Origin of the sequence: Micromonospora sp. NPDC049089 (assembly GCF_040648775.1) — a bacterium.
Lineage (GTDB): Bacteria > Actinomycetota > Actinomycetes > Mycobacteriales > Micromonosporaceae > Micromonospora.
Map to the genome: position 1 here is coordinate 1 of NZ_JBEZEH010000069.1, position 22,429 is coordinate 22,429.

Consider the following 22,429-nt stretch of genomic DNA (forward strand, 5'->3'; position numbering starts at 1 on the left):
GCGCTACCGCCTTGAGAGGGCGGCGTCCTGGGCCGCTAGACGACGGGGCCAGAACTTTTCCGTTCACCACCCTCGCGGGCGGTGCGAATGTAGTCTAGCGGCACCGTACCCGGGCGCGAGCGCGGGGTGCGCCGCCACCCCAAGGCCCGCCGGGGGCCGGACCGGACGCCGCCGGGCGGACACGAAACAGCCCGCCTCACGAGGTGAGACGGGCCGTGCACGCTGTAGCCCCGACCGGATTCGAACCGGCGCTACCGCCTTGAGAGGGCGGCGTCCTGGGCCGCTAGACGACGGGGCCAGAACAACTTTTGCTCCCCCACCTTGGCGGCGGAGGAGCTGCACTCTACCGAAGACCACCCTCCGCCCCCGAAGGGGCGGAGTCGAACTCCGTCAGAATCCAGCGTCTGGAAATTCTCGCGAACTCCAGCAGCGCTGGGGTACCAGGACTCGAACCTAGACTAACTGAACCAGAATCAGTCGGGCTGCCAATTACCCCATACCCCATTGGCCCCTTGCGGCGCCGGGAGTGAACTTTACCCTCCCGGTGCCGGCAGGCCAAATCCGATCCCCCCGAACCACCCGTGAGCTGCGGAAACAGGGGCATCAGACGGATCAGGCGACGGGAACCACCGGGTTGGTGAGCTCGCCGATGCCGTCGATCCGCACGGTGACCGTATCCCCCTCGACAAGCGGGCTAACCCCGGCTGGAGTGCCGGTGAGAACGACGTCACCGGGCAGCAGAGTCATGACGTGCGAGATGTACGACACCAGGCCCGGCACGTCGAAGACCATGTCCTTCGTCCGGCCGAGTTGGCGTACCTCCATCTCCTCCGGGTTGCGACCCACCTCACACCGGATCTCCAGGTCGGACACGTCCAGCCCGGTGGTGATCCACGGGCCGATCGGGCAGAACGAGTCGAAGCCCTTGGCCCGGGTCCACTGGCCGTCCGACCGCTGGAGGTCCCGAGCGGTGACGTCGTTGGCGCAGGTGTAGCCGAAGATGGCGCGTTCGGCGGCGGCGCGGTCGGCGCGGCGCGCACCCGGCGCCCCGATCACGACCGCCAGCTCCGCCTCGTGCTCGACCTGCTTGGAGAAGATCGGCAGCCGGATGGCGTCCCGGGGGCCGATCACCGAGGTGGACGGCTTGAGGAAGAGCAGCGGCTCCTTGGGCACCTCGTTGCCGAGCTCGGCGGCGTGGTCGGCGTAGTTGCGGCCGACACAGACCACCTTGCTGGGCAGGATCGGCGAGAGCAGCCGAACGTCGGAGAGGGCCCAACGGGCCCCACTGAAGGAGAGATTGCCGAACGGGTGGCCCTCGATCTCGGCGATGGTCAGACCCTGCGGCCCGGCCTCCGCTTCGCCTTCGACGGCACCGAACGACATTCCCTTGGCATGGGCGAAACGAGCGATACGCACCCGGCCAATCTAGCGCCGTCGGCACCCCGGACGGCCAGGACAGGCGGTCGGGTGTGCTCAACCCGTCAGCGCGCGGCACCCTACCGGAGCTGGAGGTGACCGGGGCGGACTTCTCGACTTCGTACCCGCACGGAGGCGGCTGGCCCCTAGCGTCGGCTCCGGAGGTTCGTCGTATGCCTGCATCGACACGACACCACAGAGCCCTCGCAGTGTTCGTGCACTGCCTCGGCATCCTCGCCGCCGTGCCGGCCCTGCCGACGGCGGCCCCGGAGGCGGCGGCCACGCCACGACCACCGGCGGCCACGCCACGACCAACGGCCGCCGCACCACCGGCCGCCACACGACCACCAATGGCGGTCGCACCACCGGTCGCCACACCAGCACCAGTGGGAACCCGGCCGCCGGTGGCGATGGTCGCGCGGGTGACCGAGCCCACCCCGCCCTCGGCGCCACCGGCGATGGCACCACCGACCCGGGCACCGGCTTCGGCACCCCCGCAACAGGTCACTGTGGCGGTCGCGACAGAGAGCAGCCCGGCACCGAGGTACCGGATCCAGGTGCGCAACGTGAGCAACTCGCCGCTGGAGACCACGGTGCGTCAGGAACTGCCGCCCGGCTCGTCGACGACCGCGATCAGCGGTGGTGGCCGATCCAGCTCGGCCGGCGGATCGGCCACCGAGGTGACCTGGCGGCTGCGGCTACCCGCGCACAGCACCACCACCCTGGGCACCGCGCTCGCGGCGACCGCGCCGGGCCGGCCGCTGACCGCGCCGACCTGCGCGTTCACCAGTGACGGCAGCCGGCCGTACGACTGCGCCACGGCCACCTGGCAGGCGGCAGCGGCACCGCCGGCCGAGGTGAGCGAGGCGCCACCGTGGCGCCGCTACCCGGTGCTGCTCGCCGGACTGGCGGTCCTGCTGCTGATCAGCGCCGCCCTGGTCTGGGTGTGGCGACGTCGGCGCGGGCGTCGGGTGACGGCTGCCGCGCTCTCCACCGGCGGCGGCGCTGAGCATGGCCGCGGGACGGTCTATCCCCGGCCGGCGGCCCCGAGTCCGGTGCGACGTCGGCGTACCCCGCCGGTGTGGATGTTGGTGGGTGCCGCCGTGGTGGTGCTCGCCGGCGTGGTCGGCACCGCGGGCTGGACGGCGACCCGGCAGGTCGCGGCAATCGACACGCAGAAGCAGCCCACCAGCGGCGCGTGGGTGGGCACCGGGGTCGCCGGGGCCATGGGAGTGCCGCTGCGCGAGTCGGCGTTCGAGTTCACCGTGTACCGGATGACCTGCGGCGCGCCCGGCACCGCCGGGAAGACCGACGGCGGCGGTGCCGCACCGGCCAACGGGCGACGCTGCGAGGCCACCGTCGGAGTGCGCAACCTCACCGGGGACCACCAGCCCTGGCACAGCGAGCTGCAACGGGCGTACCTGCCCGACGGACGCTGGGTGAGCACCGACGAGCCGGCCACCCGGACGGCGAACCTGGGTCGGGACGTCTTCGCCGCCCCGATGGCGGCGGGCACCCGGATGGTGCTCCCGCTGATCTTCACCGTCGACGGGCGGGACCCTCCCCAGCAGTTGGAGCTGCGCAGCGGGGTGTTCTCCGCAGGCGTCCGGGTGCAGATGCCCTGACCGGGTGCGCGGGCGGCGGTCGTACCCTGGGGTGCGTGACCGCCGCCCTCGCCCCCGCCGTGCTCGACGCGGCGCAGTGGCAGGCCCGCCGACGGGCCCACGAGGAGCGGGTGGATGTCTGGCTGACCCCGCACCTGGCCCGGCGACGACGCGGTGAGCGGCATCCGGTGGCCGACTTCCTGTTCACCTACTACTCGCACCGCCCGGCCCAGCTGCGGCGCTGGCATCCGGGGCCCGGGGTCGAGCTACGGGACGCCGACCCGGCCGAGTTCGGCCGCGACTACCGCGCCGGCACCGCCGGGGTCACCCTCGACACCGAGGGGGTACGCGCGCGGCGCGGCGAGTCGATCGCCTGGATCCGCTCCCTGCTGGAGGCGACGCGCGGACGGGCGCCGCACTTCGGCTGCTTCGGGATGCACGAGTGGGCGATGGTCTACCGGCAGACCCGGGAGGAGTTGCGGCACAACGCCTGGCCGCTGCGGCTCAGCGCGGAACGCACCGCCGAGGTCGTCGAGGAGCGGGGCGTGCGGTGCAGCCACTTCGACGCGTTCCGGTTCTTCACACCGCCGGCCCGCCCGTTGAACCTGCTCACCCCCACCCGGGAGACGCAGCACGCGCACGAGCAGCCGGGCTGCCTGCACGCCAACATGGATCTGTACAAGTGGGCGTACAAGCTGTCGCCGTTGGTCACCTCGGAGCTGGTGGCCGACGCGTTCGACCTGGCCCGGGACATCCGCACGTTGGACATGCGGGCCAGCCCGTACGACCTGGCGGCCCTCGGCTACCCGCCGGTGCGGGTGGAGACTCCGGACGGCCGGGCGGAGTACGCGGCGGCGCAACGCGGCTTCGCCGAGCGGGCCGCCGTGCTGCGCGACCGGCTGCTCGCCGCCGTCCCGCGATAGTCGTCGGCGCGGCGCTGTCCCCGTTTGCGCTGGGACCGGCCTAGTCGTCGTCGGCGCGGCGGTCCCGTTTGCGTTGGGACTGGCGCTTCTTCTCGGCCAGTCGGCGTTCCTTGGCACCACGGGACGGCCGGGTGGCGCGCCGGGTCGGCGGTGGAGGCGCGGCGGCCTCCCGCAGCAGAGCTGTCATCCGGGCCCGGGCCGCCTCCCGGTTGGCCAGCTGGGCCCGGTGCTCGCTGGCGGCGATCGTCAGCACCCCGTCGACGAGGCGGTTGGCCAGCCGGGCCAGCGCCCGCGACCGCAGCCACTCGGGCACGGCCGGCGAGTTGGCCACGTCGTAGCTCAGCTCGACCCGGGAGTCCGCGGTGTTCACGCCCTGCCCGCCCGGCCCCGACGAGCGGGAGAAGCGCTCCCGCAGCTCCCCGGCGGGGACGACCCACCGGTCGGTCACCCGCAGTCCGTCGTCCACGCCCCGAGGCTAACCCGCGACGACCTACCGGGGGTCATCGGTGCGGAGGCTCACTCTGCGTCGGGGACTGGCTGGGCGGCGGCCCGGCGGTCTCCTCGTCGGAGCCGACGGCCGCGTACGCCACCGCGCCGAAGAGCAGCACCCCGATGACCGCGGCCTTCACGACGACGCCGCGGATCAGTGACCAGGCGCCGCGGCGGGCGCCTGGCACCGATTTCTTGACGGTCTGGTAATCGTTCCACCCGCGCCGTGCCCGGGCGTACGCCGACCCCACTGCACATCCGATGACCAGGCCCACCAGCAGGAGGACCGTGAGAAGAGGACGCTCCACCTCAGCCAGTATCCATACCGAGCGTAATATTTCCATTGTCCGATGCCGTCCGGCCGGATATCCGACAGTGCTGGCACCGTCAGGGTGTTCGGGCAGCTCAGCCGCCCTTGCCGATGATCGTGTCGGCGGTCTGCTGCACCTGGTCGATCGGGATGGCGAACCCAATGCCGATCGAGCCGTTTCCATCGATGGTGGCGATCGCGGTGTTCACCCCGACCACTTCCCCGCGCGCGTTGACCAGTGGCCCACCGGAGTTGCCGGGGTTGATTGACGCGTCGGTCTGCACCGCGGTGTGCCGGCTGTTGCCGAGCCGCACCTCCCGGTCGAGGGCGCTGACGATGCCCGCGGTGACCGTCCCCGCCAGACCGAGCGGTGAACCGACAGCGAGCACCGGCTCACCGACCCGGGTCGCGCCGGGCTTGGCCAGGGGCAGCGGGGCGAGACCCGCCGATGCCGGCACCTTCAGCACCGCCAGGTCGCTGCGCGGCTCCCGTCCGACCACCTCGGCGGCGAACCGGCGGCCGTCGGGCAGCTCGACGGTCACCGGTCCGCCACCCCCCTTGGCCAGGATGTGGTCGTTGGTGATCAGGTGCTGCTGGTCGTCGACGGCGAAGCCGGAGCCGGTCGCGGACCCGCTGGTCGCGCCACCGGCCAGCACCGATACCACCCCGGGTACGGTCCGCGCGGCCGCGGTGACCAGCTCGGCCGGCACCGGAGCGGCGGACGCCGCGGCCGGACCACCAGCCCCGTCCCGACTGGCCACCACGCCGCCGGCGAGAGCACCGGAGACGGCCGAGACCGCCACCACGGCCAACACGGTGAACAGCCTCCCGGGCCCTCGCCTGCCCGGGTCGCGCTCGGGCGCGTCCCACCACCCGCGCCCTTCCGGGTCGAGTTCCGGTGAGATGAACCAGGGACCGCGCGGTTCGCCCAGTCCGGTCTGCACTGCCATGCGCACTCCTCACTGTCGACGTCGGTTGTGCGTGCAGGTCAGGGCAGCCGGGAGAACCAGCGCATCGAGCCGGCGGCGGCACCCATCGCGAACACCAGTCCGAGGCCGATGAAGCGGGCCGAGATGTCCTGTCGCTCCGTGCGGTAGCCGACCGAACTGCCGATGTCGTCGTAGACGGCCCGCAGTTCGTCGGTGGTGCTGGCCTCGTGGAACATGCCGCCGGTCTCCTCGGCGACCGCCTTGAGGGTCTGTCCGTCCACCGGCACCTGGATGGGCCGTCCGCCTCGGTCGACGAACCCGGACGGGGTGCCGAACGAGATCGAGTGCACCGGCACCTCCGCCTTCACCGCTTCCGCCGCCGCCTCCATGGGGTCCATCCCGGAGGTGTTGGCGCCGTCGGAGAGCAGGATGACCCGGGCGGGTGGCGTCTCCTTCGCGGCCTCGCTGTCCAGGCTCTTGACCGCGCCGAGTGAGGTGTTGATGGCCTCGCCGATCGCGGTGCCCTGAACGCCGGTGATGCCCTCGGCGAGCCGGTCGATCCCCTCGTCGAGGGCGTCCCGGTCGGTGCTCGGAGGCACCAGGACGGCGGCACTGCCGGCGAACGCCACGAGACCGACGTTGAACTCGTCGGGCAGGCCATCGACGAATCGCCGGGCGGCTTCCTTCGCCGCGCCCAGCCGGTCCGGTTCGACGTCGGTGGCGAGCATCGACGTGGAGACGTCCACCGCCACCATCACGGTGGCCCGTTCCCGGGGCACCCGGACCTCGGCGCTCGGGCGGGCGAAGCCGACCACGAGCAGCGCCAGCATGGCTAGGAAAAGCCCGGCCGGTACGTGCCGACGCCAGGCGGGCCGCTGCGGCGCAACCCGGTCCAGCAGCCGCAGGTTGGTGAAGCGGACCGCGTACCGGCTGCGTCGCCGCTGTAGCACCAGGTAGGCGACGACCAGGGCGAGCACGCCGAGCAGCAGCCAGAGGCGCAGCGGCGACTGCCAGATCACGCGGCACCTCCCCGAGGCCGGCCGACCGGCGCGGCGGCCAGCCGACGCTGGGCGTGCACGTGCCGGACGATGTCGGCGCTCCAGTCGCCGTCGGTGCGCAGCGGCAGATGGGTCGCCCCGCTGCGGCGCAGCGCCTGGTGGACCTGTTCGCGCTGGGCGGTGGCGGCCTCGGCGTACCGCTCGCGCAGTCCACGGTCCGATGTGCACACCTCACGGTGCCGACCGGTCTCCGGATCGACGAGCGTGATCAGGCCGACGTCCGGTAGTTCGAGCTCACGCGGGTCGGTCACCTCGATCGCCAGCACCTGGTGCCGGACGGCCAGCCGGCGCATGGTCCGCTCCCAGGGCGCTGTCTGGGCGGGGTCGTCGGGCAGTCCGTCGAGGAAGTCGGAGACCACCACGACCAGCCCACGCCGGTTGGCGATCCGGTGCAGCGCGTCGAGGCCGTCCGCCAGGTCGGGCGGTCGGGTCGCCGGCTCACGCCCCGGCCGGTCGGTGGGCGCGGTGGCCCGGGGGGCGGCGAGCAGCGCGCGGAGCAGGGAAAGCAGATGGGTACGCCCGCTGCGGGCCGGGAAGCGGCGTACCCCGTCGGCGCGGAGCACCTGTGCGCCGAGGCGGTTGCCGACGCCCGCGGTCAGGAACCCGACCGCCGCGACGGCAGCTACCGCCAGTTCCCGTTTGTCCAGTTCGGCGGTGCCGAACTCCATGCTGGCGCTGCCGTCGACGAGCAGCCAGGTGGTCAGTTCCCGGTCGGCGTCGACCTGCCGGACGTGCGGCACGGCGGTGCGGGCGGTCACCGCCCAGTCCATCCGGCGCACCTCGTCCTCGCCCGGCCGGTATTCGCGACTGCCGGAGGGTTCACTGCCGGGACCGGGCAGCAGACCACGGTACTGGCCGTGCAACAGGCCGTTCAGCCGGCGCGTGACGGTCAGCTCCAGGCGACGCAGGCGCTGGTCCGGGGCCAGCTCGGCCAGACCGGGGTCGGCTGGCGCGACAGTGGCGCGTCTCATGCCGCCGCCAGATCCGGTGTCTGCAGCGGGTGGCCGGTGGCCAGCCGGGGCGGCGGTACCGCCTCGACGAGCCGTCGCACCACGCTTTCCGCCGTCACCCCGTCGGCCACCGCGTCGAAGGAGAGCACCAGCCGGTGGGCAAGGACGTCGACGGCCAGCTCGCGAATGTCCTCGGGCAGCACGTACTCCCGCCCTCGCAGCAGGGCCTGTGCCCGGGCCGCCGCGACCAGGCCCAGTGTTGCTCGGGGACTGGCCCCGTACGCCAACAGCGGGGCGATCTCCGGTAGCCCGAACCGGCCCGGGTCGCGGGTGGCGAGGATCAGCCGCACCACGTACTCGGCCAACGCGTGGTGGACGAAGACCCGCTCGGCGTGGATCTGGAGGTCCCGCAGCCGTTGGGCGTCGAGCACCTGACGCGGGGTAGGCCGGTCGGTGCTCATCCGGTAGAGGATGGCCAGCTCGTCGGCGTCGCTGGGGTAGTCGACAACCACCTTCATCAGGAACCGGTCACGCTGCGCCTCCGGGAGCTGGTAGACCCCCTCGGACTCGATCGGGTTCTGGGTGGCCAGCACCAAAAACGGCTCCGGCACCGGCCAGCTGCGCCCGCCGATGGAAACCTGCCGTTCGGCCATCGCCTCCAGCAGCGCCGACTGGACCTTGGCCGGGGCCCGGTTGATCTCGTCGGCCAGCACCAGGTTGGCCATGATCGGGCCCAGCTCGATGTCGAAGGTCTCCTTCGACGCCCGGTAGATCCGGGTGCCGACGATGTCGGAGGGCACCAGGTCCGGAGTGAACTGGATCCGGGAGAAGGTGCCGCCGACCACCGTCGCGAGGGTCTGCGCGGCCAGTGTCTTGGCCACGCCGGGTACCCCCTCCAGGAGGCAGTGTCCGTTGGCGACCAGGGCGGTGAGCAGGCGTTCGACGAGGCGATCCTGCCCGACGATCACGCGTTTGACCTCGAAGAGGGTCTGTTCCAGCTCGATGCCGGTCGGCTCCGGATCGACCGGGCTGGGCATGCTGGCCAGGGTGTCCGAGATGTCCGTCACGGTGCTTGCTTCCCGGGCACAGGCCCGGCAAACGTGGGATTGTGCGGGCCGGACCGCCCCGGAGTGGCCGGAATGGGGATGAGCCGCGCGGAAGGGTGACGACCGTCGCGAGTCTGTCGCGGGCCGCCCAACCGGCAGGTGACCAACCGCCAGATGCCCGACCGGGTACGAACCGGTCGAGGACCGCCCTCGCCGACCGCCGATCTCGCGGCGGCGGCGTCGAGCGCGCCGGATTCGCTCGGGTTCAGGAAAGTCGGGGCGTGCCCATACTCAGGACACCCCGACTTAGGCGAAAGCCGAGCGGATCGGGCTGTCCGGCCGGGTCGGCCGAGGTAGCGGCCGGCGGGCCGGCACGCTGAGCGGACAGGGTCCGGCCCCCGCGCCGGATGCGACGGGGGCCGGGTGTCGGGTCGATCAGGAAAGGTGGACGACCAGGTGGAAGCCCAGGTCGGTCGGGGAGCCGGCCGATGTGCGGGTCTGTACGAAGACCGCGTTGGGCGTGCTGAGCCGGGGCGCGACCGAGATTTCGCCAGCCGGCGGGATGCAGCAGGCGTCAGCCCGGCCGATGGTGGCCACGAAGGTGCCAGCCAGGACGTTGTGACCGAACTGGACCTCGTACTGGCCGACGCCATACTTGATCACGGTGCCGACGCCGCGTGCCTTGGTGCCGTTGGAGTTGACGACGACAATGCTGGTGGTGGCGATGAGCGTCGAGTTGGCCTTCAGTGCGGCCTTCGCCTTACGTGCCGACTCGGCGGTGACCGGCGGCTGGGCGTTCGTGCCCCGTGCCGCCGGCTGGACGGCTTCCTGCGGCGCCAACGCCTGCGGCTGGGCGATAGCGATGCCGCCGCCGCCGGCGAGACTGAGCCCCAGGACAGCGAACGTGACCGCCGCCACCTTACGTCGGAAGGATGTGCTCATGACAGGTCCCCCTTGTGTGAGCGTGCGAATTCGGCCGACCCGCGGGGCGGGACGGATAACTGCCAACAAATAGGCGTACGACGACAGTTGGGCAGGGAAAGCTGCCTTGCTCACACCCGGCGAGATTGATTTCTCAGCAATCTGCATCCCCTCTGAGCTGCTGTTACTACTCAGAGTTGCGTCGTTTAAGCCAGATGGAACGTAGCACCGGAAAAAGCTGGCAGTCAATAGTTGATCTCGCTTTTTCGGGGTGTCAACCAACCGTCAGACAATTGTGAAATGTGAGCGGATCACCATTCATGAAATGGGTTCGTCGGGCCTGACTACGATCATCTTCGTGATCGTCGACGCTCCACCCGCGCACCGGAACGCCCGGCTCGGCACTGCGCTCTGTTGGCTTGCCGTCGTACCCACCGCCCTCTGGGCAGGGGCCCGACTGCTCGGCCTGGACCGGGGGCCGTTGGTGCAGGCGCTCGCGTTCACGCCGTACGTCGCGGGAGTCAGCGTGCTGGTCCTGGCCCTCGCGCTCGCCCTGCGGCGCTGGTGGCCGGCGGCGGTCGCGGCCCTGGCGGCGGTGGCGTTGCTCGGTACCGTCGCACCTCGGGCTCTGGCCAACCCGCAGCCGGCGGCCGCCGGGCCGACCGTGCGGCTGCTCACCGCCAATCTGCTCGCCGGCGCCGGCGATGCGCGCACACTGGTGGAGCTGGTCCGGCGACACCAGGTGGACGTGCTCACCGTGCAGGAGTTCACGCCGGACGCGCAGGCCGCCCTGGATCAACTCGGCCTCACCACGCTGCTGCCGCACCGGCAGCTCAACCCCGAGATCGGCACACCTGGCTCCGGGCTCTACTCGCGGTGGCCCATCACCGACGGCGGCGTCCGACGCAACCTCGAGGGCTGGGGCTTCAGCCAGGCGTACGCGACGGTGTCCGTCCCCGGAGGGCCCCCGGTCCGCGTCGAGTCGGCCCACCCCTCGGCGCCGTACGCGCTGGACCAGGTGGGTGCCTGGCGTGCCGACCTGACCGCCCAACCACCGGCCACCCCGGACGGTGGCCTGCGGATCCTCGCCGGAGACTTCAACGCGACCCTCGACCACGGTCCACTGCGGGCACTGCTGCGCAGCGGTTACGTCGACGCCGCCGATGCCACCGGGGCGGGCCTGACCGGCACCTGGGGTCCCTACGACGGTGACCTCATCCCACCCGTCACCATCGACCACGTCCTGGTCGACCACCGGATAGCGGTCCGCTCAGTCGAGGTGTTCACCCTGCCCGGCAGCGACCACCGCCCCGTCCAAGCCACCCTCACCCTCCCCCAAACCCCCTAACCCGTTACCCCCGCGCCCCCGCGCCCCCCCCGCCCCACGCCCCATCTCGTCGATCTTGCACTTACTGTCCTGACATCAGCGACAAAAGCCGCAGACAGACGACACAAAGTGCAAGATCGACGAGAGCGAGGGTGGGGGTGGGGCTGGGCTGGGAGGGGGTGGGCGGGGTGGGGAGGGGTGGGGTGGGGGGGTTAGACGGAGGTGGGGGCTAGGCCGTAGGTCAGGGCGTCTACCAGGGCGTGCCAGCTGGCCTCGACCACGTTGGGGTGGACGCCTACCGTGGTCCAGTCGCGGCCATTGCCGTTCGAAGTTTCCAGCAGGACCCGGGTGACCGCGCCGGTGCCGTGACTGCCCTCCAGGATCCGCACCTTGTAGTCGGCCAACTCGAAGTCGCGCAGTTGCGGATAGTGCCGCGCCAGCCCCACGCGCAGCGCCTCGTCGAGGGCATTGACCGGGCCGTTGCCCTCGGCGGTGGCGATCACCCGCTCACCGCGAACCCGGATCTTGACGGTCGCCTCGGAGACCACAGCGCCGTCCTCACGGTGCTCGACCAACACCCGGTACGACTCCAGGGTGAACGGTCGGGCCGGGCTGCCCTCCGGCATCTCGGAGCGGACCAGCAGCTCGAACGAGGCGTCGGCCGCCTCGAACGACCAGCCACCCGCCTCCAGCTCCTTGACCCGCTTGGTGACCCGGTTCAAGGCGTCCGGGCTGGCGGCCAGGTCCAGGCCGAGCTCACGACTCTTGAGCTCGACGCTGGCCCGACCGGCCATCTCCGTGATGAGGATCCGCATGTCGTTGCCCACCACCGACGGATCCACGTGGTTGTAGAGCAACGGGTCGACCTTGATCGCGCTCGCGTGCAGCCCCGCCTTGTGGGCGAAGGCAGCGGCCCCGGCGTACGCCTGGTGGGTGTCGGGGGCGATGTTGGCGATCTCGGCGATGGCGTGCGAGACCCGCACCATCTGTGCCAGGCAGCCCTCCGGTAGGACGGGCATGCCGAGCTTGAGTTGAAGGTTGGCGACGACAGCGAAGATGTCGGCGTTGCCTGGGCGCTCGCCGTACCCGTTGGCGGTGCCCTGCACGTGGCGGACGCCCGCCTCGACGGCGGCGATGGTGTTGGCCACCGCGCAGGAGGTGTCGTTCTGGGCGTGCATACCGAGCAGCCCGGCGTCGATCCCCAGCCTGTTCGTCAGGTCCTGGATCACGGCGGTCACCTGGGACGGCAGCATGCCGCCGTTGGTGTCGCAGAGCACCATCCGCTCGGCGCCGGCGGCGAGCGCGGTCTGCACCACGGCGGCGCCGTACGCGGGGTCGTGCCGGTAGCCGTCGAAGAAGTGTTCGCCGTCGACGAAGACCCGTCGACCCTCGCGGACGAGGTGGTTGACGGTGTCGTGGATCATCGCGAGGTTCTCCGCGCCGGTGGTGCGCAGCGCGCGCTCGACGTGCCGGGTGTCGGCCTTGGCGACCAGGGCCACGGCCGGGGTCTGCGCGTCCAGCAGGGCGCGTACCTGGGGGTCGTCCGCAACCGCGACGCCGGCCTTGCGGGTGGCGCCGAACGCGACGAGTACGGCGTGCCGCAGGTCCAGTTCGGTGCGGGCGCGGCGGAAGAACTCGGTGTCCTTGGGCACCGCGCCCGGCCAGCCGCCCTCGATGAAGCCGACGCCGAACTCGTCGAGCAGCCGGGCCACGGCCAGCTTGTCGACCACCGAGTAGGTGAGCCCCTCGCGCTGAGCGCCGTCGCGCAACGTGGTGTCGAAGACCTGGAACGTCATCAGGATCCTTTCTCGGAGCAACAAAAAGACCTCCCGCGGATGCGGGAGGTCTGCGCGCTCGGCAGAGGGGAGAGCCGGCGCGCTAGGTCGCAATAATCAGGGCGGTGCTGGTCACGATGGCCACTCTGCCACCCCTCCCCCGAATGTGGGAGGAACAATCCATATAGCGGGATGGTGACGGAGGGTTCGTACGCCCCGAACCACCGCTCGTGATCGGCTTCACAAGCCACCTGGGCCACTCATCGGGGGAACCAGCCATGCGGAAGCATCTGGAACGGATCCGATGATGGCCACCGCGCCGTCTGCAAGGAGGACCTGTGCTCACCGTCAGTGACCGCTTACCTGAGCACGGCCTCGCCGCCTGCGTATCGCTGGACGCGAACAACGCGTCCACGGCGGTCAACCACACGTCCCACGAGGGCACGTGGTGTGTGGTCTTCGTCGGGCCGATGGGTTTCACCTCCATCAGCCCGACGGGGATCGCCGACGAGACCTCCGCCGCCGGATCCTGACCATGGGCCTGGACGCGATCAAGGCAGCCCTGCCGGAGTACGCCAACGACATCAGGCTCAACCTGGGCGCCACGATCGGTTCCTCGGCGTTGACCCCGCCACAGACCTGGGGCGTCGCGCTGGCCTGTGCGGTGACCGCTCGCAACCCGGTGGTGCTGCGGGAGATCGCAGCCGAGGCGCTCGGGCACCTCGGGCCGGAAGGCGTCGAGGCGGCCAAGGGCGCTGCGGCGATCATGGCGATGAACAACATCTACTACCGGGCCAAGCACCTGATCGGCGATGAGCGGTACGCCTCGATGCCGGCCCGACTGCGGATGCGGATCATCGCGAGGCCGGGGGTGGACAAGGGCGACTTCGAACTCTGGTGTTTTGCCGTGTCGGCCATCGCCGGCTGTGAGGTGTGCCTGGAGTTGCACGAGAAGAAGCTGCGCGGCAGCGGCTTCACCAGAGAGCAGCTGCACGAGGCCCTGCGGATCTCCGCCGTGGTGCACGCCGCGGCGGTCACCCTGGACGCCGAGACCGCCCTGGCCTGAACACGTACGCCCGAGACGGGCCGACGCCGCACCCCGCGGCCCCGGCCCCTCGCCGTACAGCGGCCTGTCGCCGCGCCGCGGTCTGATCGCCGTTTCCGGCCCCCGACGGCCGGGTAGCTCCTGCGGGGACGCACCCACCTTCGGCGAGACGATCGGCGACAGTCAGGAGTGAACGGCATGGACAGGATCGATCCGCACGCCACCCACGCGGGGCCGGACCCGCTGCGCGGCGGCGACCAGGGCGCGGTGCCCGGCGGCGCGCCGGCCGGCACGTTCGACCCCTGGCGCTACCGGGACCACGCCGGCGTGGCCGACGTCGACCTGGTCGGCTACAAGGTCGAGGCCACCGACGGGGGAATTGGCAAGATCGACAGCGCCAGTCACGAGGTGGGCGGCAGCTACCTGGTCGTGGACACCGGGCCCTGGATCTTCGGCAAGAAGGTGATGTTGCCGGCCGGCACCGTCAACCAGGTCGACCACGACCAGCGCACCGTCTCCGTCGACCGGACCCAGGACCAGATCAAGGCCGCCCCGGAGTACGACGAGACCAGCCACAGCGACCCGAGCTACCGGGATCAGCTCGGCGGCTACTACGACGAGACGTACGGCGCGCTCCCGCCCGGCACCGCACGCTGACTGTTCGACCCGACGGCCGGTGGGGCACTGTCCCACCGGCCGTTACCGTGTGAACGTGGACGTCACCGAGAACAACCCCCAGCTCTCGCTCCCCGCCACCTTCAACTTCCGCGATGTCGGTGGCTACCTCGGCCACGGCGACCGGTCGGTACGCCGAGGTCGGCTCTACCGCTCCGACTCGCTGCACCGCCTCACCGAGCAGGACCGCGACGCGTTCGCCGCGATCGGGATCCGCACCGTCATCGACCTGCGCCGCCCCACCGAGGTGGAGCGCGACGGCCGGGTGCCGGAGTACCAGGGACTGACCTACCGGAACATCCACCCGGAGCACGCCGACTGGGCGGGTACGCCGCACGAGGAGGGCGCCAGCCTGGCCCGGTACCTCGCGGACCGGTACGCCGACCTGGCCCAGACCGGCACCGCCGGGCTGGCCGAGGCGGTCGGCCTGATCGCCGACTCCGTCAACGCCCCGGTGGTGGTGCACTGCGTCGCCGGCAAGGACCGCACGGGCATCGTGTGCGCGTTGACCCTCGCCGTGCTCGGCGTCGACGACGCGGACATCACCGCGGACTACGCGTTGAGCAGTGTGGCGTCGGCCCGGTACAGCGCCTGGCTGGCTTCCGTCACCCCGGGCGGCGTGGACGTGCCGGCGCCCTTCCTGAGCTCACCCGCGGAGGCCATGCAGATCTTCCTCGACGAGTTGCGCGCGGGGCACGGCTCGGTCGAGGCGTACCTGCGCCACGCCGGGGTGACCGAGGAACAGCTCGCCGCGCTCCGCGACCACCTGCTCGACGAGCCCACTGAGGCGCAGCCCAGCGACGCGTAGCGCCGCCGCCGCCGGCCCGTCCGGGTGGACGGGCCGGCGCGGCGACGGAGATCAGAAGACCCGCTGCACCCAGCCGTGCGGGTCGGCAGCCTTGCCCCGCTGGATGTCGACCAACTGCTGACGCAGGGCCATGGTGACCTGACCGGGCTCGCCACCACCGATCAGGAACTCGCCGTCGGGGAAGCGGACCCCACCGATCGGGGTGACCACCGCGGCGGTGCCGCAGGCGAACACCTCCTTCAGGCGTCCGCTGGCGGCGTCGGCCTGCCAGTCGGCGAAGCTCACCGGCCGCTCCTCGACCTGGTGTCCGGCCCCGGCGGCCAGCGCGAGGACGGCGTCGCGGGTGATGCCCGGCAGGATCGTGCCGGTCAACGGTGGGGTGACCACTGTGCCGTCGTCGTAGACGAAGAAGACGTTCATGCCGCCCAACTCGTCGACGAACCGGCGCTCCACCGCGTCCAGGAAGACGACCTGGTCGCAGCCGGCCTCGATGGCCTCCGCCTGGGCGGCGAGCGACGCGGCGTAGTTGCCGCCGCACTTGGCCGCGCCGGTGCCACCGGGCGCGGCCCGGGTGTAGTCCGGGGAGACCCAGACGGTGACCGGCTTGACGCCACCGGTGAAGTACGCCCCGACCGGTGAGGCGATCACCATGTAGAGGTACTCGTTGGCCGGCCGGACGCCGAGGAAGACCTCGCTGGCGAACATGAACGGCCGCAGGTAGAGGCTGCCGTCCTCGCCGGTCGGGATCCACTCCCGGTCGATCTCGATGAGCTTGTGCAGCGAGTCGACGAACACGTCCGGCGGCAGCACCGGCATCGCCATCCGCTGCGCGGAGGTGGCGAAGCGGGCCGCGTTGGCGTCGGGCCGGAACATCGTCACGCCGCCGTCGGCAGTGCGGTACGCCTTGAGCCCTTCGAAGATCTCCTGCGCGTAGTGCAGCACCGCGCTGGCCGGGTCCATCGGGATCGGGGCTCGGGCCTCCACCCGGGCGTCGTACCAGCCCTTGCCGTCGGCGTAGCGGACGGTGACCATGTGGTCGGTGAAGACCCGACCGAACCCGGGGTTGGTCAACAGTGCGGCCCGATCGGCGACGGATACCGGCGCGAGATTCGGACGGATCTCGAAGTCGAGCTTGTCACCACCGCTCATCGCGCTGACCTCCCTGCGGGACAACGGCATGCGCGACCGCACACCGACATGGCTGTGCCAGAAACTTACCCCGAACGCTCGTTCAGCGGGTAACGCCGGTCGGGCTGCCTGCGGCAGACCGGTCGCCCCGCGGGCCGGGATGATCAGGCTACGGCGTGGGCGGCGAGCCGGTCGCCGACCTCTTCGGTACGCAGCGTCACGCCCGGCACGCGGCTGGCCAGCTCGGCGGCGACCGCCGCGTTGACCCGGGCGGCCGACTCGCCGTGCCCGAGCTGCTCCAGCAGCAACGCGGCGGAGAGCACCGCGGCGACCGGGTCGGCGATGCCCTGCCCGGCGATGTCCGGCGCCGAGCCGTGCACCGGCTCGAACATCGAGGGGTACGCCCCCTCGGGGTTGATGCAACCGCTGGCGGCCAGCCCGATGCCGCCGGTGACGGCTGCGGCGATGTCGGTGAGGATGTCGCCGAAGAGGTTGTCGGTGACCACGACGTCGTAGCGCTGCGGCTGGGTGACCAGGAACATGGCCGCCGCGTCGACGTGCTGGTACTCGGTCTCGATGTCCGGGTGCTCGGCGGCGACCGCGTCGAAGGTACGCGCCCAGAGCGACCCGGCGTGGGTGAGCACGTTGGTCTTGTGCACGAGGGTGACCTTGCGCCGTTCCCGGCGGCCGGCGCGGGCGAACGCGTCGCGGATCACGCGCTCCACGCCGTGCCGGGTGTTCAGGCTCTCCTCGGTGGCGACCTCGGCCGGGGTGTCCCGGTGCAGGGAACCACCGGCGCCGGCGTAGAGCCCCTCGGTGCCCTCGCGCACCACCACGAGGTCGACCTCGCCCGGCTTCACGTTGCCCAGCGGGCCGGCGACCCCGGGCCAGAGCCGGGACGGGCGCAGGTTGACGTACTGGTCGAAGGCGAAACGGAGCTTGAGCAGCAGCCCACGCTCCAGCACACCCGGCGGGACCGTCGGGTCACCGACCGCGCCGAGCAGGATCGCGTCGTGCCCGGCCAGCTCGGTCAGCACCGAGTCGGGCAGCACCTCTCCGGTACGGTGCCAGCGGGCGGCGCCGAGGTCGTACTCGGTGGCCTGCACGTCGGGCAGCACCGCGTCGAGGACCTTGCGGGCCTGCGCGACCACCTCGGGCCCGATGCCATCTCCGGCCACCACCGCGATCCGCGCCACGACCGCACTCCTCTGCTCAACGGTTGTTCGGGCAACGGTACGTCGCCGTCCCGCCTCCCGGTACGCGGCGTCCACGATTTGGGATGGCCGAATGCACAGCACCCTCTCAGCTGGGACTCATGAGGCGGTCATCTCCGCTGCCTACGGTAGTACCCAGTGGGTCGCGGGGGCCTGCTGACCGACGGGGTCGCGGTGACGCGGCACCATGTGCGAGGGGGCAGATGCGATGCGCATCGACGAGCAGCCGCGGACCAGCTGGCCGGACACGTCCGCGTTCCGCCACCGCCGGCCGGACCTTCGACTCGGCAGCCGCCGGCACCGGATCGACCCGGCCGCCGCCACCGAGGGCCGGATCGCGGTGCAGCACACCGTACGCACCGCGACCGCCGAGTACACCCTGCTGCTCAACGCCCCCGAGTGGCTCGGCCGCCGGGGCGTGGGCGAGGCGCTGCGGGACAGCGTCGCCGAATTGCGCGCCATCGACCTCACCTACGGGCCCAACCGGCCGGAGAGCCTGGTCTCCCGACTGCGTCGGGGCGAGATCAGCCCGGAGTCGTACCCTCCGCTCGCCGATCTGGTGGACCGCTGCGCCGCGATGCGCGCGGCCACCGACGGGTGGTTCGACGCCTGGGCGGTGCCCGGCGGCTTCGACCCGGGCGGCCTGCTCGGCGGTTGGGCTGTGGAACGGGCCGCCGAGCGACTGCGCAACGCCGGCATCCACGACTACGCCGTACTCGCCGGCGCTGACCTCGTCGTCCGGGGCCGCGCGCCGCACGGCGGTCCCTGGCGGGTCGCGGTGCACCACCCGACCGCACCCGAGCGCGCGCCGCTGGTGCTGGAGATGACCGCCGGTGCGGTCGGCACCTCCGGGGTGAGCGGGCGGCAGGGGCACGTGGTGGACCCGCACACCGGCGAGCCGGCCGATCACCTCGTCGCCGCCACTGTGGTGGGCCCCGACCTGACGATCGCCGACGCTTACGCCACAGCGCTATACGCCGCCGGCCCCACCGGCCTGGCGTGGTTCCGGGGCAACTCCGACTATCGCGCGCTCTTCGCCCACCGTCGCTGAGCGGAACGACGTAGCGATCGGCCCCCACGGTCTCGGCAACGACAGTGGGGGCCGGTCAGCGACGAGTGCGCGTGGCTCGCACAACCGAGGGGTGCGGACCGGTCGGGCCGGACGTCGACCGCGCCACCCGAAGACGGGCCGGCGCCTCGAACTCGGCCAGTGACCGCAGTGCGTACGCTAGCGAATCGACGCAACTCGACGCAAGAGTCTCCACACCGGACCGTCGCTACCGGAGACTGCGTTGATCGGTGGTTGACCGGCGGCGAGGCAGTTTCGACATGATGAACGACGGATGGCACGCTATCCGCCGTGAGTTTCGATCTGAGCGTGTGGGCCCTGGAGGACGGGGCGACGCCCGAGGACGTGCGGACAGCGGTCAACGGTTGCCGGCAGGGGCGGCACGTGGACCGCTACCCCGATCCGCGGGTGGTCAGCTTCTACCGGGCGATCACCGCCTCCTATCCGGACCGTCACCCCGGCCCGAACAGCCCGTGGGCGGTGGCACCGCTGCACGCGGCCCACGACCACGTCGAGCTGAACCTGCACCCGACCTGCGCGGACCAGGTGCTACTGGACATCGAACGGCTGGCCGGCGAGCACGGGCTGATGCTCTTCGACCCGCAGGACGGCTCGGTCTACCCGCCGCCGGCGCGGCTGCCCGGCTGACCTGACCGGCGGCACGGACGGGAAATGACGAGGGGCCCGGCGAATCGCCAGGCCCCCCACGGTGTTTGTCGTCTACTACTCGTCGCGCAGGTCGGCGGCGCTGGCCGCCGTGGCGCCGATCGAATCGGCGGCCGACGTGAGCAGGTCGGCGCCGAGCGCCTGGTCGACGGTGAGCGTCATCAGCGTCTCACCGCCCGCCTCCCGACGAGCCACCTGCATGGCGGCGATGTTGATGCCCGACTCGCCGAGCAGGGTACCGACAGTCCCGACCACACCGGGCCGGTCGGCGTAGCGAAGGAAGAGCAGGATGCCCTCCGCGCCGATCTCCACGTCGAAGCCGTCCACCTCGGTCAGCTTCAGCACGTCCCGAGCGCCCGAGTGGGTGACAGTGCCGGAGACACTGACCGTCCGGCCGTCCGGCAGCGCGCCGCGCACCGTGACCAGGGTCGGCTGCTCGGCCGTCTCGCCCAGCGTGGCCAGGGTGACCTCGACGCCACGCTCGGCGGCCAGGTGCGGGGCGTTGACGTAGGTGACCTGCTCCTCGACCACGGAGCTGAACAGGCCCTTGGTGGCGGCGAGCTTGAGCACCGACACGTCGTGGCTGACGATCTCACCGCGGACCTCGACAGTGACGCTGGCGGCGACCCCACCGGCGACCGCGGTGAACGCCCGGCCCAGCTTCTCCGCCAGCGGCAGCAGCGGCCGAACGTCCTCGGCGACCACACCGCCGGCCTGCACGTTCACCGCGTCCGGAACGAACTCGCCCTGCAACGCCAGCTTGACGCTCTTGGCCACGGCGAGACCGGCCTTGTCCTGCGCCTCGTGCGTGGAGGCGCCCAGGTGCGGGGTGGCCACCACGTTGTCGAAGGCGAACAGCGGCGACGAGGTGCACGGCTCCTTGCTGTACACGTCGACACCGGCGCCGGCGACCCGACCCTCGGCGATCGCGTCCGCGAGCGCCTGCTCGTCGACCAGCCCACCACGGGCGGCGTTGATGATTCGAACGCCGGGCTTGACGAGCGCCAGCTCCTTCTCACCGATCAGCCCCACCGTCTCCGGCGTCTTCGGCAGGTGGATGGAGATGAAGTCGCTCTCCCGCAGCAGCTCCTCCAGCCCGACCAGGCGGACGCCGAGCTGCGCCGCGCGGGCCGGCTGGATGTACGGGTCGTACGCGATCAGCCGGGTGCCGAACGCGGCGATGCGAGACGCGAAGAGCACCCCGATACGGCCGAGCCCGACCACGCCCACCGTCTTGCCCTGCACCTCGACGCCTGTGTACTTCGACCGCTTCCACTCCCCCGCCTTGAGCGCGGAACTGGCGCTCGCGGTGTTACGGGCGACGGCGAGCAGCAGCGCGACGGCCTGCTCGGCGGCGGAGACGATGTTGGAGGTGGGCGCGTTGACGACCATGACGCCCCGCGCGGTGGCGGCCGGCACCTCGACGTTGTCCAGCCCGACGCCCGCCCGGGCGACCACCTTGAGTCGCGGCGCGGCGGCGACCGCCTCGGCGTCGATCTGGGTCGCGCTGCGCACGATGACGGCGTCGGCCTCGGAGAGCGCCGAGAGCAGGGCCGGACGGTCGGTGCCGTCGACGTGACGGACGTCGAAGTCGTGGGCGAGCACCTCGATGGCGGCGGGGGCGAGTTCTTCGGCGATCAGTACGACAGGATTCATCGGTCCTCGTAGAGGTCGTGTATGCGATCGGCCCGGGCGGCGGGGGCGCCGCACTGCGCCCTGCGCTGATCCGTGCCGTGGCCGTCAGGTGCCGGCTGCTGCACCTACAGGCGATCGTAGGGGCCCCGCTGGTCGGCGTGTTCCGGTCTTCGGGGTGAGTGCCCTCACACGCCCGGTCGAGCGACGGACATCGGCCGTTCACCGCACCGACACGGTTGCTCCGGCCGCGCCGAGCACCGGCGGCGCTGGTCAGCCGGTCACTGCGGGAGAGTCGAGGCGCACGAACACTGCCGCCCGACGTATCGACGGGCGGCAGCATGCCGGGCAGCCCCGGGGCGGCGCTGGGGAGAGCGCCGGCCCAGGGGCTGTCGGTGGATCGTCGGTCGGACGGGTCAGGCGGTCTCGGTGATCGGGCGGTCGACCCAGCTCATCATGCCGCGCAGCTTCTTGCCGGTCTCCTCGATCGGGTGCGCCGCACCCTCGGCCTGCCACTTGGTGAAGTTGGGCCGGCCGGCCTCGTCCTCGGCGACCCACTCGCGGGCGAACTCGCCGGACTGGATCTCACCCAGGATCTTGCGCATCTCGTCCTTGACCCGGGAGTCGATGATGCGCGAGCCGCGGGACAGGTCGCCGTACTCGGCGGTGTCGGAGATGCTGTAGCGCATCTTCGCGATGCCGCCTTCGTACATGAGGTCGACGATCAGCTTCAGCTCGTGCAGGCACTCGAAGTAGGCGACCTCCGGGGCGTAGCCCGCCTCGGTGAGCACCTCGAAACCGGTCTGCACCAGCGCCGAGGCGCCGCCGCAGAGCACCGCCTGCTCGCCGAAGAGGTCGGTCTCGGTCTCCTCGGTGAAGGTGGTCTTGATCGCGCCGGCACGGGTGCCGCCGATCCCCTTGGCGTACGCGAGGGCGAGCGCGAGCGCGTTGCCGCTGGCGTCCTGCTCGACGGCGACGAGACAGGGCACGCCCTTGCCGTCGCTGTACTGGCGGCGGACCAGGTGGCCGGGGCCCTTGGGGGCGACCATCGCCACGTCCACCTCGGCCGGCGGCTTGATCAGGCCGTACCGGATGTTGAAGCCGTGGCCGAAGAAGATCGCCTTGCCGGGGGCCAGGTGCGGCTCGATCGACTCGGCATAGATCTTGCGCTGGGCGGTGTCCGGTGCGAGCACCATGATCACGTCGGCCTCGGCCGAGGCCTCGGCCGGCGTGAGCACCCGAAGGCCCTGCTCCTCAGCCTTGGGACGGCTCTTCGAGCCCTCCGGCAGACCGATCACCACGTCGACGCCGGAGTCGCGCAGCGACAGCGCGTGGGCGTGACCCTGGCTGCCGTAGCCGATCACCGCGACCTTCTTGGCCTGGATCAGGCCGAGGTCGGCATCGTCGTCGTAGTACACCTCAACGCTCATGAGAACTTCCCTTT

General features: G+C 71.5%; 22 protein-coding genes and 2 tRNA genes. 9 read left to right on the forward strand and 15 right to left on the reverse strand.

Going from position 1 to position 22,429, the window contains the following annotated elements; genetic code table 11:
- Window positions 1-225 precede the first annotated feature (225 nt).
- The 3 genes from AB0B48_RS14320 to AB0B48_RS14330 all read right to left on the reverse strand — a co-directional run bounded on the left by AB0B48_RS14320 (window position 226) and on the right by AB0B48_RS14330 (window position 1,416).
- A tRNA-Glu gene (locus tag AB0B48_RS14320) sits at window positions 226-298 on the reverse strand.
- Window positions 299-432: 134 nt separating this feature from the next.
- Window positions 433-504: transfer RNA gene (locus AB0B48_RS14325), tRNA-Gln, on the reverse strand.
- Window positions 505-612: 108 nt separating this feature from the next.
- Window positions 613-1,416 carry a fumarylacetoacetate hydrolase family protein gene (locus tag AB0B48_RS14330; protein WP_091393135.1) on the reverse strand — a complete coding sequence of 268 codons (804 nt, stop codon included), beginning with the start codon at window positions 1,414-1,416 and terminating at the stop codon, window positions 613-615.
- Window positions 1,417-1,589: 173 nt separating this feature from the next.
- Between AB0B48_RS14330 and AB0B48_RS14335 the strand changes: the two genes are divergently transcribed.
- Entirely contained in the window at window positions 1,590-3,041 is a 1,452-nt protein-coding gene (locus AB0B48_RS14335; RefSeq protein ID WP_357200787.1) for a hypothetical protein, read from the forward strand.
- A gap of 35 nt (window positions 3,042-3,076) precedes the next feature.
- Complete coding sequence (locus AB0B48_RS14340; protein WP_357200790.1) at window positions 3,077-3,943, forward strand: 3-methyladenine DNA glycosylase; 867 nt, start codon at window positions 3,077-3,079, stop codon at window positions 3,941-3,943.
- Window positions 3,944-3,983: 40 nt separating this feature from the next.
- Here the strand turns inward: AB0B48_RS14340 and arfB are convergent, their stop codons facing one another.
- The 7 genes from arfB to AB0B48_RS14375 form a co-directional block, all read right to left on the reverse strand.
- The gene (arfB, locus tag AB0B48_RS14345) at window positions 3,984-4,409 is read right to left on the reverse strand and encodes an alternative ribosome rescue aminoacyl-tRNA hydrolase ArfB (protein WP_357200793.1); all 426 of its coding nucleotides are present in this window, start codon (window positions 4,407-4,409) and stop codon (window positions 3,984-3,986) included.
- Window positions 4,410-4,443: 34 nt separating this feature from the next.
- Complete coding sequence (locus tag AB0B48_RS14350) at window positions 4,444-4,740, reverse strand: hypothetical protein (protein WP_355005291.1); 297 nt, start codon at window positions 4,738-4,740, stop codon at window positions 4,444-4,446.
- Window positions 4,741-4,837: 97 nt separating this feature from the next.
- Window positions 4,838-5,692 (reverse strand): trypsin-like peptidase domain-containing protein, encoded by an 855-nt coding sequence (locus tag AB0B48_RS14355; RefSeq protein WP_357200796.1) that lies wholly within the window; start codon window positions 5,690-5,692, stop codon window positions 4,838-4,840.
- Window positions 5,693-5,730: 38 nt separating this feature from the next.
- The gene (locus tag AB0B48_RS14360; RefSeq protein WP_357200799.1) at window positions 5,731-6,690 is read right to left on the reverse strand and encodes a VWA domain-containing protein; all 960 of its coding nucleotides are present in this window, start codon (window positions 6,688-6,690) and stop codon (window positions 5,731-5,733) included.
- Window positions 6,687-7,700: a DUF58 domain-containing protein gene (locus AB0B48_RS14365; RefSeq protein WP_357200802.1), complete on the reverse strand. Its 1,014-nt coding sequence runs from the start codon at window positions 7,698-7,700 to the stop codon at window positions 6,687-6,689. The genes AB0B48_RS14360 and AB0B48_RS14365 overlap by 4 nt, the downstream gene beginning before the upstream one ends.
- A complete protein-coding gene (locus AB0B48_RS14370; protein ID WP_357200805.1) occupies window positions 7,697-8,746 on the reverse strand; it encodes a MoxR family ATPase in 1,050 nt (349 codons plus the stop codon). The genes AB0B48_RS14365 and AB0B48_RS14370 overlap by 4 nt, the downstream gene beginning before the upstream one ends.
- 414 nt (window positions 8,747-9,160) lie before the next feature.
- The gene (locus tag AB0B48_RS14375; protein ID WP_357200808.1) at window positions 9,161-9,667 is read right to left on the reverse strand and encodes a hypothetical protein; all 507 of its coding nucleotides are present in this window, start codon (window positions 9,665-9,667) and stop codon (window positions 9,161-9,163) included.
- A 340-nt stretch (window positions 9,668-10,007) separates the two neighbouring features.
- On the opposite strand from AB0B48_RS14375, the gene AB0B48_RS14380 reads away from it, so the two are divergent.
- Window positions 10,008-10,994 carry an endonuclease/exonuclease/phosphatase family protein gene (locus tag AB0B48_RS14380; protein WP_357200846.1) on the forward strand — a complete coding sequence of 329 codons (987 nt, stop codon included), beginning with the start codon at window positions 10,008-10,010 and terminating at the stop codon, window positions 10,992-10,994.
- Window positions 10,995-11,185: 191 nt separating this feature from the next.
- Here AB0B48_RS14380 and cimA read toward each other — a convergent pair whose 3' ends face one another.
- Window positions 11,186-12,769, reverse strand: a complete 1,584-nt coding sequence (cimA, locus tag AB0B48_RS14385) for a citramalate synthase (RefSeq protein WP_357200811.1) — start codon at window positions 12,767-12,769, stop codon at window positions 11,186-11,188.
- 317 nt (window positions 12,770-13,086) lie between these two features.
- On the opposite strand from cimA, the gene AB0B48_RS14390 reads away from it, so the two are divergent.
- The 4 genes from AB0B48_RS14390 to AB0B48_RS14405 all read left to right on the forward strand — a co-directional run bounded on the left by AB0B48_RS14390 (window position 13,087) and on the right by AB0B48_RS14405 (window position 15,276).
- The gene (locus AB0B48_RS14390; protein WP_357200814.1) at window positions 13,087-13,281 is read left to right on the forward strand and encodes a hypothetical protein; all 195 of its coding nucleotides are present in this window, start codon (window positions 13,087-13,089) and stop codon (window positions 13,279-13,281) included.
- Window positions 13,282-13,283: 2 nt separating this feature from the next.
- Window positions 13,284-13,814, forward strand: coding sequence for a carboxymuconolactone decarboxylase family protein (locus tag AB0B48_RS14395; RefSeq protein ID WP_357200817.1), 531 nt, complete (start codon window positions 13,284-13,286; stop codon window positions 13,812-13,814).
- A 177-nt stretch (window positions 13,815-13,991) separates the two neighbouring features.
- Complete coding sequence (locus tag AB0B48_RS14400) at window positions 13,992-14,450, forward strand: PRC-barrel domain containing protein (protein WP_357200820.1); 459 nt, start codon at window positions 13,992-13,994, stop codon at window positions 14,448-14,450.
- Between the two features lie 55 nt (window positions 14,451-14,505).
- Entirely contained in the window at window positions 14,506-15,276 is a 771-nt protein-coding gene (locus AB0B48_RS14405) for a tyrosine-protein phosphatase (protein ID WP_357200822.1), read from the forward strand.
- A gap of 51 nt (window positions 15,277-15,327) precedes the next feature.
- Here the strand turns inward: AB0B48_RS14405 and AB0B48_RS14410 are convergent, their stop codons facing one another.
- Both AB0B48_RS14410 and AB0B48_RS14415 read right to left on the reverse strand, forming a co-directional pair.
- Window positions 15,328-16,425, reverse strand: a complete 1,098-nt coding sequence (locus tag AB0B48_RS14410) for a branched-chain amino acid aminotransferase (RefSeq protein ID WP_355005302.1) — start codon at window positions 16,423-16,425, stop codon at window positions 15,328-15,330.
- A gap of 143 nt (window positions 16,426-16,568) precedes the next feature.
- Window positions 16,569-17,600, reverse strand: a complete 1,032-nt coding sequence (locus AB0B48_RS14415) for a 3-isopropylmalate dehydrogenase (protein ID WP_328650614.1) — start codon at window positions 17,598-17,600, stop codon at window positions 16,569-16,571.
- A gap of 226 nt (window positions 17,601-17,826) precedes the next feature.
- On the opposite strand from AB0B48_RS14415, the gene AB0B48_RS14420 reads away from it, so the two are divergent.
- Together AB0B48_RS14420 and AB0B48_RS14425 are read left to right on the forward strand one after the other, a co-directional pair.
- Entirely contained in the window at window positions 17,827-18,669 is an 843-nt protein-coding gene (locus AB0B48_RS14420) for an FAD:protein FMN transferase (protein ID WP_357200827.1), read from the forward strand.
- Between the two features lie 309 nt (window positions 18,670-18,978).
- Entirely contained in the window at window positions 18,979-19,335 is a 357-nt protein-coding gene (locus AB0B48_RS14425) for a hypothetical protein (RefSeq protein WP_091393184.1), read from the forward strand.
- A gap of 75 nt (window positions 19,336-19,410) precedes the next feature.
- Here the strand turns inward: AB0B48_RS14425 and serA are convergent, their stop codons facing one another.
- Entirely contained in the window at window positions 19,411-21,009 is a 1,599-nt protein-coding gene (gene serA / locus AB0B48_RS14430) for a phosphoglycerate dehydrogenase (RefSeq protein ID WP_357200830.1), read from the reverse strand.
- A 392-nt stretch (window positions 21,010-21,401) separates the two neighbouring features.
- A complete protein-coding gene (gene ilvC / locus AB0B48_RS14435) occupies window positions 21,402-22,415 on the reverse strand; it encodes a ketol-acid reductoisomerase (RefSeq protein WP_357200833.1) in 1,014 nt (337 codons plus the stop codon).
- Window positions 22,416-22,429 lie beyond the last annotated feature (14 nt).